The 13,537-nt window shown below is 71.3% G+C and carries 14 protein-coding genes; 8 read left to right on the top strand and 6 right to left on the bottom strand.

Going from position 1 to position 13,537, the window contains the following annotated elements:
- Positions 1-11 precede the first annotated feature (11 nt).
- From AB0H43_RS10185 to AB0H43_RS10175, 3 genes are read right to left on the bottom strand one after another with little or no spacing between them, the layout of a single operon-like run.
- Positions 12-473: an NUDIX domain-containing protein gene (locus AB0H43_RS10185; protein WP_359998929.1), complete on the bottom strand. Its 462-nt coding sequence runs from the start codon at positions 471-473 to the stop codon at positions 12-14.
- On the bottom strand, positions 470-709 hold the full coding sequence (locus AB0H43_RS10180) for a hypothetical protein (protein WP_359998928.1): 240 nt from the start codon (positions 707-709) through the stop codon (positions 470-472). The genes AB0H43_RS10185 and AB0H43_RS10180 overlap by 4 nt, the downstream gene beginning before the upstream one ends.
- Before the next feature lie 32 nt (positions 710-741).
- Complete coding sequence (locus AB0H43_RS10175) at positions 742-1,545, bottom strand: TrmH family RNA methyltransferase (protein WP_359998927.1); 804 nt, start codon at positions 1,543-1,545, stop codon at positions 742-744.
- Positions 1,546-1,598: 53 nt separating this feature from the next.
- Between AB0H43_RS10175 and AB0H43_RS10170 the strand changes: the two genes are divergently transcribed.
- Positions 1,599-1,988 (top strand): DUF1992 domain-containing protein, encoded by a 390-nt coding sequence (locus AB0H43_RS10170; RefSeq protein WP_359998926.1) that lies wholly within the window; start codon positions 1,599-1,601, stop codon positions 1,986-1,988.
- Here the strand turns inward: AB0H43_RS10170 and AB0H43_RS10165 are convergent.
- The gene (locus tag AB0H43_RS10165) at positions 1,972-2,595 is read right to left on the bottom strand and encodes a hypothetical protein (protein ID WP_359998925.1); all 624 of its coding nucleotides are present in this window, start codon (positions 2,593-2,595) and stop codon (positions 1,972-1,974) included. The two genes, AB0H43_RS10170 and AB0H43_RS10165, sit on opposite strands and share 17 nt — an antisense overlap.
- Positions 2,596-2,650: 55 nt before the next feature.
- Here AB0H43_RS10165 and AB0H43_RS10160 point away from each other — a divergent pair, with 55 nt between their 5' ends.
- Both AB0H43_RS10160 and AB0H43_RS10155 read left to right on the top strand, forming a co-directional pair.
- Positions 2,651-3,136 (top strand): 8-oxo-dGTP diphosphatase, encoded by a 486-nt coding sequence (locus AB0H43_RS10160; protein ID WP_359998924.1) that lies wholly within the window; start codon positions 2,651-2,653, stop codon positions 3,134-3,136.
- A 287-nt stretch (positions 3,137-3,423) separates the two neighbouring features.
- A complete protein-coding gene (locus tag AB0H43_RS10155) occupies positions 3,424-3,675 on the top strand; it encodes a hypothetical protein (RefSeq protein WP_359998923.1) in 252 nt (83 codons plus the stop codon).
- Positions 3,676-3,750: 75 nt separating this feature from the next.
- On the opposite strand, the gene AB0H43_RS10150 is transcribed toward AB0H43_RS10155, so the two are convergent.
- On the bottom strand, positions 3,751-6,348 hold the full coding sequence (locus AB0H43_RS10150; protein ID WP_359998922.1) for a M4 family metallopeptidase: 2,598 nt from the start codon (positions 6,346-6,348) through the stop codon (positions 3,751-3,753).
- A gap of 87 nt (positions 6,349-6,435) precedes the next feature.
- Between AB0H43_RS10150 and AB0H43_RS10145 the strand changes: the two genes are divergently transcribed.
- Complete coding sequence (locus tag AB0H43_RS10145) at positions 6,436-6,915, top strand: hypothetical protein (protein ID WP_359998921.1); 480 nt, start codon at positions 6,436-6,438, stop codon at positions 6,913-6,915.
- 169 nt (positions 6,916-7,084) lie between these two features.
- Here AB0H43_RS10145 and AB0H43_RS10140 read toward each other — a convergent pair whose 3' ends face one another.
- Positions 7,085-7,615 carry a hypothetical protein gene (locus AB0H43_RS10140; protein ID WP_359998920.1) on the bottom strand — a complete coding sequence of 177 codons (531 nt, stop codon included), beginning with the start codon at positions 7,613-7,615 and terminating at the stop codon, positions 7,085-7,087.
- A gap of 61 nt (positions 7,616-7,676) precedes the next feature.
- Here AB0H43_RS10140 and AB0H43_RS10135 point away from each other — a divergent pair, with 61 nt between their 5' ends.
- From AB0H43_RS10135 to AB0H43_RS10120, 4 genes are read left to right on the top strand one after another with little or no spacing between them, the layout of a single operon-like run.
- On the top strand, positions 7,677-8,327 hold the full coding sequence (locus AB0H43_RS10135) for a 50S ribosomal protein L11 methyltransferase (protein ID WP_359998919.1): 651 nt from the start codon (positions 7,677-7,679) through the stop codon (positions 8,325-8,327).
- Positions 8,328-8,349: 22 nt separating this feature from the next.
- On the top strand, positions 8,350-8,655 hold the full coding sequence (locus AB0H43_RS10130) for a trypco2 family protein (protein ID WP_359998918.1): 306 nt from the start codon (positions 8,350-8,352) through the stop codon (positions 8,653-8,655).
- Positions 8,652-12,704 carry a hypothetical protein gene (locus AB0H43_RS10125; protein ID WP_359998917.1) on the top strand — a complete coding sequence of 1,351 codons (4,053 nt, stop codon included), beginning with the start codon at positions 8,652-8,654 and terminating at the stop codon, positions 12,702-12,704. The genes AB0H43_RS10130 and AB0H43_RS10125 overlap by 4 nt, the downstream gene beginning before the upstream one ends.
- Positions 12,701-13,516 (top strand): alpha/beta hydrolase, encoded by an 816-nt coding sequence (locus AB0H43_RS10120; RefSeq protein WP_359998916.1) that lies wholly within the window; start codon positions 12,701-12,703, stop codon positions 13,514-13,516. Before AB0H43_RS10125 ends, AB0H43_RS10120 begins: the two co-directional genes overlap by 4 nt.
- Positions 13,517-13,537: the final 21 nt, after the last annotated feature.

Raw genomic sequence — 13,537 nt, 5'->3', positions numbered from 1 at the left:
GGGCGAGGAGCTTAGCGGACGCGCTCCGAGGCGAATCCGAACTCGCTGTACGCGACGCCCTGGCGATAGCGGGCCAGCGCTTGGGCCGCGTAGGCCACTGTCACCGGAGGTAGCCGATCGAGGTCGAACCACCCGACGGCGGCGCATTTGTCGGGCTCGGCGTTGACGGGCTCGCCGTCCCACCCGCCGACCTCGAAGAACAGATTGACGCGACTCGGCGCGCCCCAGTGGTGCAGCACGTGGACGAGCCGCGTCGCGGCCGGGTCGACGACGACGCCCAGCTCCTCCCAGGACTCCCGGACGAGTGCCGCGAGCGACGACTCCCGCTCGACGTGGCCTGACGGAAGGTGCCAGTGACCGTCGGACCAGCCGGTGCCCTGCCGCAGCCCGAGCAGCACCTGGTCGCCTCGCCGCAGGACGGCGTGGACGGCGATGATCGCGGGCTCCCGTTCGGTCCCGGCGTGCTGAGTCACCGCGCCACGGCCTGCCCGGCGAACGAGCGTAGCCGAGTCAGGTCCAGCCAGACCCCGACCGCCCGCAGGCCGTCGGAGATGGTCTTGGCCTCGTCGCGCGTCCGGTATTCGCGCTTGATCGAGCGTGCGCCGACGCGCAGCTCCACTTCGTGCGTGCCCTCCGGGCCTCGCCGCACGATGACGTCTTCGCGGTGCCCGCCGGCACCCCCGTTCCACCAGTGCTCCACCAGCTCCATGGCCACCATTATCGAACAGTAGTTCGAACGAGTCAAGAACGGGACCGGGCGCGGGCCGCCTCGTACAACGCGATCGAACCGGCGGTCGCGGCGTTGAGCGAACTGGCCGCGCCGATCATGGGAATGCTGAGCACGGTGTCGCACGCCTCGCGCCACCCGGCGCTCATCCCGGCTGTCTCGTTGCCGATGACCAGCAGCGTGGGCTGTTCGTACCCGTACTCGGCCACGTCGACGTCGCCGGTCTCATCCGTTCCGGCCACCGCGAGCGATTGGGACGCCGCCCACTCGAGCACCTCGCGATGCGACGGCGCCCGGACGACCGGCACCGCGAAGAACGATCCGGTGCTGGCCCGCACCGCCTTCGGATCGTACGGATCAGCGGCGTGCCCGGTGACGATCACCCCGGCCGCCCCGAACGCGTCGGCCGACCGGATCAGCGTGCCGATGTTGCCGGGGCTGGTGGGTCGGTCGAAGACGACGGCCGGGCGGCCGGGCGCCGGCTGGATACGCCGGAAGTCGTCCGGCCGCTGGGCCACGACCGCGATCAGCTCGGGCGCGTCGTCCTCTTTGCCGCCCAACTCGGCGAGCAGTTCGGGCGCCATGGCGACGGCCGGCGCGCGTACCGTGTCGAGCAGGTCGGTGGCCCAGTGCGAGAGCTGCGCGTCGAGGTCGTAGACCAGGGCACGCACCGCCCAGCCGTGCTCGATGGCCTGCGAGATCGGGCGGACGCCCTGGACGAGGAACTCACCCGCCCGGTGGCGTTTGGTGCGGTTGGTCAGCAACGCCGACCACTGCTGGAAGCGGGCGTTGCGGCTGGTGATGCGCAGATCCGGCACCCGCTCATCATCCCGCGCCGAGCTGCGAAGATCGCGGCGGGTATCGTCGGACCATGGGGACCTGGTACGAATCGCGCATCGACCGGCAGATCCGTGAGGCCCAGGAACGGGGCGACTTCGACGATCTGCCCGGCACCGGCAAGCCGCTTCCCGGCGCGGGCGAGCACTACGACGAAGACTGGTGGCTCAAGAGCATGGTCGCCCGGGAGAATCTCGGCGGCCTCGCACCGACCTCGTTGAAGATCCGCAAGGCGGCCGAGGACATCCTCGACGAGGCGGTCAAGAAGAACTCCGAGCAGACGGTCCGGCAGATGGTCGCCGACCTCAACGACCGCATCGCGCAGGCCAATCGCGGTCTGGTCGACGGTCCGCCGGTGGTGATCGACCGGATCGACGTCGACGAGGTCGTCCGCGAGTGGCGTCGGCTCAAAGGCCTTGCCTGAGCGCGGTCGGGTGCAGCACGGGACGATAGCCCGCCGCTAGGACCGCCACGGTCGCGGGCGGCGTCAGCACCTCGACCTCGCCCCCGGCAGGCACGGGCTCACCATATCCGGCGAACGACCAGGGCAACGCCAGCCCGCCGAGCTTGAGCGCCGGCCCGGCCAGGCGGATCATCGTGCTGTCCGGCAGGTCCGCGAACAGCGCGCGGCTCGTGCGCTGCCGCCGGGTCCGCGGTTCGACTCGCTGACTGTGCAGACGCGCGTCCATCTCCGCGGCTCTCGGCCTTTCCGTCAACTGGTATGCACAACGCCAGGCTTCGGCGTACGCCAGGAAGTCCCGGCGTCGGCAGTACGCGCACGGCCGATGCCCGGCGGCGAACGCGGTCGCCTCGTCGAGGAAGAACAGCGCCGTCCACCGCCCGGGCGGCATCACCTCGCGTTGCCTGCCCCGCCAGTCCAGCACGCAGCAGATCCATAGTTTCGACCGCCAGCGGGAGACCCCAAGCTCCCGATCCTCCCCGTGCAGGCAGCCCCGATTGCCGGTGAACAGTCCCCGCCCGGGATCCCGGACGATCTCACCGGTCGGCAGCACCCGGTTCTGCAACGACACCCCGCCATCGTGCCGCGAAGGTCTGACGATTCCGCCGGACGATAGGGTTCGGGACATGGTGACTCCGGTGCTGGCGACCCTGGCGTACGTGCTCTCCCCGGATCGGCAGCGAGTGCTCATGCTGCACCGGAACAAACGGGCCGGCGACGTCCACCTCGGCAAATACGTCGGGCTCGGCGGAAAGGTCGAACGCTCCGAGGACGTGGTGACCGGCGTACGCCGCGAGATCAAGGAGGAGTCCGGCCTGATCGCCGACGAGCTGCTGCTGCGCGGCACGGTGCTGTGGCCGGGCTTCGGCAAACAAGGCGAGGACTGGCTCGGCTTCATCTTCCGGGTCGATGCCTACTCCGGCGAGCTGCACGACGGCCCGGACGAGGGCACCCTCGAATGGGTCGCGGTCGACGCCATCCGCAGCATCCCGATGTGGGCCAGCGATCACGAGTGGCTGCCGATGGTGCTGGACGACGATCCGCGCCAGTTCCACGGCGTGATGCCCTACCACGACGGCGAGATGGTCAGCTGGAGCTACCACCGCATTTAGAAGCGCCGCTTCCAAGACGCGGCCCGTCCGTACCCGTTCGGCGCGCCGGCACCGGCGCACTCGCCGGACACGGATGTGGCCGCTGCTGTCGGAGCAGGCCTGCGGGGCGCGGACAGTGGGCCGAGAGCGGTCCGGACGATCGCGGCCATCTCCGCGTCGAGCACGCCGCGTACGCGGTATTCGCCGTCGCCGTAGGGCACGAGGGTGAAGTCGCGCCGATCGTGGGCGGATCGTTCGGCGGCACAGAAGATGCCGGACGAGTGGTGGCACGTTCATAAGGTGTCAGGATGACTTCGGGTGGGCGAGCGCCGCTGGCGGCGACGATCAACGGCAACCTGTTTCGGTGTCTCGTCTGCCAAGGCGGGCTGTTCAGCAGCCGGCGTATCAAGCTCAACACGGCGGTGATGGAGTTCCTGGATCTGGCCTGGGCCAACCGGTCGTCGCTCGGGCTGATCTGCGGCAACTGCGGATACGTCCACGAGTTCCTGGGCGACGTCATCGACCTGTGGGACGCGGAGACGGGCGATCGCTGGTCCTGAAGCCGCGGAGATCAGCGCCGGAGATGATGCGAAGCGGCGCCGGTCACGAGGACCGGCGCCGCTTCCCGGGGGTGATCAGAGGGTCAGCGTCCAGCTGTTGATGTAGCCGGTGTCGGCGCTGGCGGCGTCTTGTACGCGCAGGTTCCAGGTGCCGTTGCGTACCTCGGTGGACAGGTTGACGGTGAAGGTCTGGTCGATGTTGTCGGCCGACCCGCCGGTGCGGTTGCGCAGGGCGTACACCGAGCCGTCCGGGGCGACCAGCGAGACGACGAGGTCACCGACGTAGGTGTGCACGATGTGCACCTCGACGGTGGAGGTCGAGCTGGCGTTGCCGGTGCAGCCGGCGATGGTGATCGCGCTGTTCACCGTGGTGTTGTCGGGGATGGTGACGTCGGTGCCGTTGGTGCCGGTGCAGGCCGGCGGCGCCGATCCGCCGAGGTTGAGCGTCCAGCTGTTGATGTAGCCGGTGTCAGCGCTGGCGGCGTCTTGTACGCGTAGCCGCCAGGTGCCGTTGGCGACCTCGCTGGACAGGTTGACGGTGTAGGTGGTGTCGATGTTGTCGGTCGAGCCGCCGGCCCGGTTGGACAGCGTGTAGACGGTGCCGTCCGGGGCGACGAGGGAGACGACGAGGTCACCGATGTAGGTGTGGACGATGTGCACCTCGACGGTGGAGCCCGCGCCGGCGTTGCCGGTGCAGCCGGAGATCGTGATCAGGGACTCGACCGTGGTGTTGTCCGGGATCGTCACGTCGGTCGCGTTGGTCTGCGAGCATCCGGGCGGGCCGTTGACCGTCAGCGTGTAGGTGGTGGTGCGGGTCGAGCCGGTGCCGGTACCCGTCACGGTGACGGAGTAGGTGCCGGCCGGGGTGCTCGCCGCGGTGGCGATGGTCAGCGTGGACGAGCCGCCCGTGGTGACCGAGGCCGGGCTGAACGACGCGGTGGCGCCGCTCGGCAGGCCGGAGGCCGACAGGTTGATCGTCTGGGCCGAGCCGTTGGTCAGCGCGGTGCTGATCGTGCTGGTGAGCGTACCGCCGGGGTTGACCGAGCCCGAGGCCGGCGAGGCGGCGATCGAGAAGTCGTTGCCCGCCGGGCAGGACGCGTCGGAGCCGGCCACGTTGACCGCGGTCCACGCCGCCTGGACGGCCTTGTACTCGGCGCTGCACAGACCGTAGAGGTCGGTGGCGGCGCTGAGCGTGTACGCCCGGGAGGTGTTGGACGGCGTGGTGGTGTTCACGTACCGGGTGTTCGACGTGAAGTAGACGTCGAGCGCGCGGAACCAGATCTTCTCGGCCTTGGTCCGGCCGATGCCGACGACGGCGGGAGCGCTGCCGCAGACCGGGCTGGTGCCCCACTGGGTCGCGCCGGTGCCCTCGGCGAGGTCGAAGAAGAAGTGGTTGGCGACGCCGGACGAGTAGTGCACGTCGACGCTGTTGGTGCTGGTCGACCAGCAGCCGTGCGACGCGCCGTCGAGGGTCGGGTTGTACATCCAGCGCAGCGGGGTGCCGTCGCCGTTGATGTTGATCTCCTCGCCGATCAGGTAGTCGCCCGGGTCGGAGGTGTTGTTGGCGGAGAACTCGACGGCGGTGCCGAAGATGTCGCTGGTGGCCTCGTTGAGACCGCCGGACTCACCGGAGTAGGTCAGGCCGCCGGAGACCACGTTCTCCGTGACGCCGTGCGACATCTCGTGGCCGGCCACGTCGATCGCGACGAGCGGGTTCGCGTTGCCCGATCCGTCGCCGTAGGTCATCTGGGCGCCGTCCCAGAAGGCGTTGACGTAGTTGTTGCCGTAGTGCACGCGGGAGGGTACGCCGGTGCCGTTGCCGAAGATGCCGTTGCGGCCGTGGACGTTCTTGTAGTAGTCGAACGTGAGCGCCGCGCCGTAGTGCGCGTCGACGCCGGCCGACTGCCGGTTGGAGTTCGTGCCGTTGCCCCACACGTTGTCCGTGTCGGTGAACGTGGTGCAGGTGGACGTCCCGTTGTTCAGGTCGCAGGTGCGGCCGTTGCCGTGCGACGGGTCCACCATCGAGTAGGTGCTGCCCGACAGCGTGGTGTCCACGGTGACGGTGCCCGAGAAGATGCTGTTGCCCGTGCCGGAGACCGTCTCGATCTCGTCGAACGCGCCGAGGTACGCCCCGGTGACCGCGTCGCTGATCACGTGCAGCTTGGACGGGGTCTGCTTGTCGGGTCCCCAGCCGGACACGACGGTCTCCCAGGCCAGTTTGCCGGTGCCCGAGGAGGCGTCGACGAACAGCTCGGAGTCGCCGACCGAGGTGATGGTGCCCCGGAAGTTCTGCCGGGCGACCGCCTTGGCCTGAGCCGTGGTGGTCTTCGCCGTGGTGCTCAGCGACAGCGGCGAGGCGAGGCCGACCGAGGTTCCGGCGTACGCGCCGGTGGGGCTGGTGTGCACGACGATGTCGCCGCCGTAGACCCGCAACCCGTTGTAGGTACGCGTGTAGCGCACGTGTGCGCCGCCGTTCGCGTCGTTGATCGTCCGGTACGCGCTGAACGCGTCGGACGCGGACGCTGCGGCAGCCGCCCTATGCTCGGACAGCGCCTGGTCGGCGCGGGCGACGGCGGACGCCGATCCGCCCGGAGCCGCGCTTGCGGGCGCGGTGCCGAGCAAAACGCCGCCCATCAAGAGGGCGGCGCCGGCGATCGCGATGGATCTTCTCACTGAGTCCTCCCCGACTTAGTGTGATGATGGCGGTAGCCACCGAGAGATTTATATATCGAAGGAAGACACATTGTGAATGCTGGGAATGTGACATCCTTGTCCGGCCGATGGACACTAGGTGTCATAGCGGTTGCCCTCGCCTTGCTGACCGGTTGCGCCAACAGCCCTGGTCAGCAGCCCTCACCGGGCGCGACGATGGCCGCGCCGACCCTCGCTGCCCGGTTCACCACCCTCGAGGTACGCCGCGCCGGCGGGATCGCCGGAATGAGTGACAAGGTCGCCGTGACCCCGGAAGGGGCGTGGACGACGACGGCCAAGAACGGCTCGGCCAAGTCCGGCAAGCTCACCGCCGCTCAGCTGGACCAGTTGCTGGCGCTGACCTCCGACCAGCGGCTGGGCCAGGAGGCGCTGCGGTCGCAGAAGCCGACCCAGTGCCGCGACGCGTTCTCATACGTGGTCACCGTCGACGCGGTCAGCGTGGCCTACGTGGACTGCCCGTCCGACGGCGGGATGCCGGAGATCGCCAAGTCCGTCGTGGGTGTGATGCAGCAGGCGGGCGCGCTGTAGCCCAGGCCGTCAAGGGTGTCGGTGCGGCGACGCGGTCGGGTGCGAGCCGTGTCGAACGAGGCGCCGCCGCACCGACACCCATCCTGCGGCACCCCGGGGTGGCAGTCCAGTCCGATTGTCTGTCAAATGAGGACAGAGTCGGGCTTGGTGGACGTCGTCCGCGTTTTGATCAGGTCAGTGGGCCGTGGGCGTACTCCACGCCGGGCAGAACCGGCGTCCACAGCGCCGGATCGAGGCCGAACCCCTCGGCCGTCTGCTGGAGCATCTGCGTCTCGTCGGCGAACTCCGCCCGGTCCACCACCGACAGCGCGTCACTGTAGAGGCCCGAGGCGTCCCAGCGCTCGCGCACCACGACCGACGCGCCGCTCGGCCGCTGCGGATCCGCCTCCACCCGCAACACGATCCGCCGCCCGGTGCGCGGTTGGCGCGCGATCTCCAGAACCAGCGAGTACGCCTCCTCGACCAGGATGCCGGGCCGGGAGGTCATCGGCACCCAGCCCGCCAACCCCGTGATCCGCTGCGCCCAGGCCACGGCCACTCCGGGGTGGCCGCCGATCGTGCCGGAGACGTGCACCGGCGGGCCGACGAATCCGGTGGCGTCGTCGAAGCGGCACAGCGCCCAGAAGCCCGGGCCCTGCGGCACCAGCGCCCAGTACTGGTCGGCGCGGGCGGCGTCGCGGATGTGTTCGACGGAGGTCACGGCGGCCAGCGTACGGCCCGAGCGATGCCCGGCGGATCAGCCCGATGGGTAGGGTCGGAGGGTGCTGATCGACTTCGTCCGGGCCCACACCGAACCGCTGGGGCTGCCGTTCCTGCCCGAGCTGAAACTGCGGCAGGCCGCCGAGGCCATCCCGCTGTGGGAGCTGATGGAGCAGGTCACCGGGCGCAAGGGGCTGCCGCCGCCGTTCTGGGCCTTCGCCTGGGCCGGCGGCCAGGGGCTCGCCCGCCACATCCTCGACCATCCCGAGCTGGTCGCCGGCCGGACCGTGCTCGATCTGGCAGCCGGCGGCGGGCTCGTCGCGATCGCGGCCGCGCGGTCCGGCGCGAGCCACGTCGTCGCCAACGAGATCGACGAGTACGCCGACGCCGCGATCGCGCTCAACGCGGAGCTGAACGGAGTGTCCGTCGACCGCGCGCTGGGCGACCTGCTCAGTACGCCGCCCGAGCTGCCCGTCCCGGAGGCGGACGTCGTCCTCGCGGGGGACGTCTTCTACAGCCGGGACATGGCGAACGCGATGCTCGGGTTCCTGCGACGGCAGCACGATCGCGGTGCGCTGGTGCTCGTCGGGGACCCCGGACGCGCCTATCGGCCGACCACCGGCTTCGAGCAGGTCGCTGCTTTCCGCGTACCAGTGAATGCGGACCTGGAGGACGCGGACCTGAAGCACACGACGGTCTTGCGCATGATCTGAGCGCCCGGGAAGGATGGGCCGCATGTCGCAGATCGGGCTCGTCGATGTCGTCCAGGCTTTGCGCGCGGAACTCGCGCGGGCGAGCGCGGAGGCGGCCGACGCGCCGGTGCAGTTCCCGGTCGGGCAGGTGACGCTGGAGTTCCAGGTGGGCGTGACCCGGAGCGCGGAGGCGCAGGCAGGGGTGCGGTTCTGGGTGCTGGAGCTGGGCGGGCAGGCCGGGGTCGCGAGCGAGTCGGTGCAGAAGGTGACCATCGTGCTGGAGCCGCCGGTCGACGCCGACGGCCGCCCGATCAAGGTGGGTGCGCGCGGCCTGGAGAAACCCGCGTGACCGGGTACACCGATCGGGCCGTCGAGGTGCTGTGCGAAGGCGCGGAGGGCTGGATCAGCGGCTCCGGCCTGCTCGTCACCGACCGGCTGGTGCTGACCGCGGCCCACGCGGTGACCGCGGACGGCACCGTCACCGTTCGTGGCGTGGACAAGGTGGAGCATCCGGCGGCCGTCCTGTTGCTGGGCGGCGAGCGCGCGGACCTGGCTCTGCTGGAACTCGCGACGCCGGTGCCCGGTGTCCGGCCGCTGCGGTTCGGCGCGGTGGACCGGGAGGCGGCGACGCTGATCCGGGACTGCCGCGCGATCGGCTACCCGAGTTTTCAGGAGCGACGCTCGGCCGACGGCCGGCCGGTACGCGACACCGCCCAGCTCGACGGCGAGATCCCCACCGCCGACCAGCGGGTCGCCGACCTGCTGACCTTGCGCGTGACCAGTACGCCCCGGCCGCTTCCGCCGCAGCAGGAGGCGCTCGGGCGCAGCCAGTGGTCCGGCGTGTCCGGCAGCGCGATCGTGACCGGCTCGGCGGGCAACGAGATCGTGCTCGGTGTCGTGACGGAGCACCAGCCGCGGGCGGGGGAGTCGGCGTTGACCGCCACGCCGATCACGCACATCGAACGGCTGCCCAACGCCCGGCTGTGGTGGCGGGAGCTCGGCTGCACCCCGTCCACCCTGGTACGCCTCCCCGCGACTAACCGGCGAGCGGGCTACCAGGCCGTCCTCGCCGAGGTCGCCGGGCGTACGCCGGAGCTGCTGGACCGAGCCGCCGATCTCGCGGCGCTGCGCGCCTTCGCGACCGGCTCGCCCGGCTATCGGCGCGTCGTGGGACCGCCCTGGGCGGGGAAGACCGCGGTGGCCGCCCATCTGGCCGTTTCGCCGCCTGACGGGGTCGACTGCGTGGCGTACCTGCTGCAGCGGCGCGCGCTCGATGCCAGCGCGGACCGGTTCCTCGCCGCCGTCACCGGTCAGCTGGCCTCGCTGCTCGGTGAGGACCCGCCCGCGGAGCCGGATGCGGCCGCGTTCGCCGATCTGTGGGGGCGCGCTGCCGACCGAGCGGAACGTCTGGAACGGCACCTGCTGCTGATCGTCGACGGGCTCGACGAGGACCTCCGCCCAGCCGGGCAACGGAGCGTCGCCTCACTGCTGCCGTCGCGTACGCCGTTCTTCACGCACGTGCTGGTGACCGGACGGAAGACGCCGGTGCCGGACGACGTCCACCCGGACCATCCGTTGTGGACACTCCATCCGGCCGAGCTGACCCAGGTGGTCGAGGCGCAGCGGGTCGAGCAGCGGGCCGAGTCGGACCTGCGCGAGCTGGCCGCCGACGCCGCCACGCGTGGAGTCCTCGGGGTGCTGACGGCGGCAGCGGGTCCGTTGACCGCCGACGAGGTGGCCCTGATCCTCGGCGGTTCCGCGGTCTCGCCGTTCGAGATCGAGGCGCTGTTGCGGGCGCGCTTCGGCCGGGTCCTGGAGGACACGGGCGCCTGGCGGTTCGCCCACCAGACGCTGCTCGACACCTGCCGTGACCTCGTCTTCGGCCCGGTACGCCTCGCGCCGTTCACGTCGCAGGTCGCCGCCTGGGCGGAGTCGTGGGCCGCCCGCGGCTGGCCGGCGGACACCCCTCGGCACCTGCTCGAACATCGGCCCTGGGCGGTCATGGCGGCCGGCGGCGACCTCGGTTTCCTGGCCGACCCGGGCTGGCTGGCCACCGCGATCGACGCCCTCGGAATCGACGTGGTCCGGCCGATACTGCGGACCGCGGCCGCCACCTCGGCGGAGGTCCGGTCGGCGGTGCGCGTCCTGGAGATCGCCACGCCCACGCTGGGGGCGTCGCTCGTCCGGCCGGCCACCCAACTCGGGCTGACCGCTGTCCATACCGGACTCCCAGCCGGTCCGTGGGCGGCGGCGGCTTCACGCCAAGCCCCGGCGATCGTCGCACTGTCGACGACCGGGCGGGCCAGCCGGTCCTTGACGCGTACGGTGGACTCCGGCAGCCGTCAGGTCTGGGCGGCCGCGTTCGCCGGCCCCGCTCAGCTGATCACGGGGGACGACGACGGTCGCGTACGCCGCTGGGACCTCGACGACGGCCGCGCGGTCGACATCGGCCGCCACTTCGGCGCGATCCGGGCCCTCGCCGTGAGCCCACGCGGCGACGAAGTGGTCACCTGCGCCGCTGACAAGACGGTGCGACGCTGGCGGCTCGACGCCGACGCGTACTCCCTCGACGATCCGCCCTTCGTCACCAGTGCCGGGCACATCTGGGCGATCGCGTACGCCCCCAGCGGCGACCGCGTCGCCACCGGCGGCCAAGACGGCCGAGTACGCCTCTGGGACCTCGCCACCGGCCAGGCGACCGTCGTCGGCGAACACGACGACCAGGTCCGGTCATTGGCCTTCAGCCCCGACAGCGAACTGCTGATCAGCGGCGGCCGGGACGACACCGTACGCGTCTGGGCCCTCGCCTCGGGCACCGGCTGGATCCTCGGCCGGGTCAAACGCTGGGCCGAAACGCTGACCGTCACCCCCGACGGCTCGACCGTCATCGTCGGCACCTACATCGGCCAAGTCTTCGCGTTCCCGCTGGCCGGGGACTCGCGGCGATCGCTCGGCCAGCACGAGGGCCAGGTCTGGAGCGTGACGGTGACGCCCGACGGGAGCTCCGTCGTGTCGGGTGGTGGGGACGGGCAGGTCATGGCCTGGCGGCTCGACGCGTCCTCCCCGGCCGGGGCATCCGCGGCGGCTTCCGCGCTGGCGGTGCGGACCTTGGACGGCGATGTCGTGCCCGGGCGTGTCCTCGGGCGGCATCGGCAACCGGTCCGCTGCGTGACGGTGAGCCCCGATGGGTTGCGAGTGGTGTCCACGGCCGCCGAGGAGCTGGTGCACGTCTGGGATTTCGCCGGGGACGGGCTCGCCGCTCGGGACGCTCCGTGGACCGCTGTCGCCTGCGGCCGCCTCGGTGGCGGCGGCTCCGGCGCGGCTGCTGGAACCGTTGGCGGCTCGGGTGGGGGCTCGGGCGGTGCTGCGGAGTTCGCTCGCGGCTCGGGTGACCCTACTGGCGGCTCGGGCACCGGGTTCGGCGGCGCCGCCGAGACCGTTGGGGGCTCCGGCGGCGGACCCGTTGGCGGCTCGGGCGGCGGACCCAAGCTGGGCGCAGGGATGATCTTGAACGGAAATCGTCGCCCTGACGATGCCAACGATTCAAGATCGGGTCAGGTCGGGCCTGTCGAGGCGGATGGCGGCCCCATTGCGGGCGGACTGATCGTCGGCGCCAGGCAGGACGGTCACCTCCGGATCTGGCCGGGCGACGCGTCCGTCGACCTGGGACAGCCGATTCACGGCGTAGCCGTCACGAGCGCCGGAATTACGGCGCTGCTCGACGACGGCCGGGTGATTTTCCCCCAGGTCACGACGACGGTGCGGGAGGTTCCGCCCGCGCTGACGGGTGGCGCGTTCTGGCACGAGGGCGGCCGGATCCTCGCCGCCTCGCCGGACGGTGGTCACCTCGCCGCGGGCGGCGGCCGGGGCGGCGTCTCGGTCTGGCGCTCGGCGATCGGCTCGGGCTGGGAGAAGGCGATCGGCTCGGGCTGGGAGAAGGTGCCTCAACCACCGGTGGGCGAGTCGGTCACGGCGGTCGCGATCGCCGACGACGGGCTCGTCGTCACCGGTCACATGACCGGGAGCGTACGCATCCTTCGGCCGGGCGCTGAGCTGATTCGGGTGCACCCCGGCGAAGAGCCCGTGTGGGCCGTCGCCCTCCATGGCGGGTACGCGTACTCCGGCGACGCGGCCGGGCAGATCCGGCGGTGGGACCTGGGCTCCGGGGCGCAGCGGATCATCGCGAGTGCTCCTGGTCCGGTCACCGGGATCGCCGTCTCCGGCGGCATGCTCGTCACCTCGGGGGACGACGGGCTGCGGACTTGGACGCCGGACGGGCGGCCGCTGGCGTACGCCCGGACCGAGCCGTTGCGCACCCTCGCGGCGGACGCCGGCTCGGCCGCGGTCGTCAGCGTCTCGACCGCGCTCGGCCTGACACGATGGGAGATCGTCACGTGAAGTTCGACGTACGCGGGCTGACCTTCGACGCCGACGTGGACGGCCCGGCCGACGGCCCGGTCGTCCTGCTGCTCCACGGGTTCCCGCAGCACAAGGGGGAGTGGGATCTCGTCACTCCGGCGCTCCGGGAGGCGGGACTGCGTACGGTCGCCTTCGACCAGCGCGGGTACTCACCGGGGGCCCGCCCGGCCGAGGTGGAGGCGTACCGGATCAGCGAATGCGCGGCCGACGCCTTGGCCGTCCTCGACGAGCTCGGGGTCGAGCAGGCGCACATCGTCGGGCACGACTGGGGCGCGGCGGTCGCCTGGTACCTGGCCGTCCGCCACCCCGACCGGACCGCCACGCTCACCGCGTTGTCGGTGCCGCACCTGGCCGCATTCGGCCGCGCCCTCCGCGAGGACGGCGACCAGCGGGAACGATCGTCCTACATGGACTTCTTCCGTACGCCGGAGGCCGAGGACGTCCTCCTCGAAGACGACGGTCTGCGCATCCGGGCGATGTTCCTCGGCTGCCCCGAAGCCCGGGTCGACCGGTATGTGACGCCGATGCTGGACCGAGACCGGCTCACCGGCGGCCTCAACTGGTATCGCGCGATGGCGTACGGCGACTTCGGCCGGCTCGGCCCGGTGACCGTGCCGACGACGTTCCTCTGGAGCAACGAGGACATCGCGATCGGGCGCACAGCCGCCGAGGCCTGTGCCCGTCACGTGACCGGCGAGTACGCCTTCGTCGAGCTGGACGGCGTGAGCCACTGGATTCCGGACGCGGTGCCCGAGCGGGTCGCTGCGGAGATCCTCAAACGCGCCGCCTGAGTCCGTCGCGGCCGGAGCCGG

The sequence above is a fragment of the Hamadaea sp. NPDC050747 genome (assembly GCF_040654195.1).
Lineage (GTDB): Bacteria > Actinomycetota > Actinomycetes > Mycobacteriales > Micromonosporaceae > Hamadaea.
The sequence above is the reverse complement of the archived record's forward strand: the minus strand, read 5'-3'. Positions and strand labels throughout refer to the sequence as shown.

Bases quoted from the DNA above. Each gene is read 5' to 3' on its own strand.
- AB0H43_RS10170 (WP_359998926.1), top strand. From the start codon at position 1,599: ATGGGGACCTGGTACGAATCGCGCATCGACCGGCAGATCCGTGAGGCC.
- AB0H43_RS10130 (WP_359998918.1), top strand. From the start codon at position 8,350: ATGTCGCAGATCGGGCTCGTCGATGTCGTCCAGGCTTTGCGCGCGGAA.
- AB0H43_RS10160 (WP_359998924.1), top strand. From the start codon at position 2,651: ATGGTGACTCCGGTGCTGGCGACCCTGGCGTACGTGCTCTCCCCGGAT.
- AB0H43_RS10155 (WP_359998923.1), top strand. From the start codon at position 3,424: ATGACTTCGGGTGGGCGAGCGCCGCTGGCGGCGACGATCAACGGCAAC.
- AB0H43_RS10180 (WP_359998928.1), bottom strand. From the start codon at position 709: ATGGAGCTGGTGGAGCACTGGTGGAACGGGGGTGCCGGCGGGCACCGC.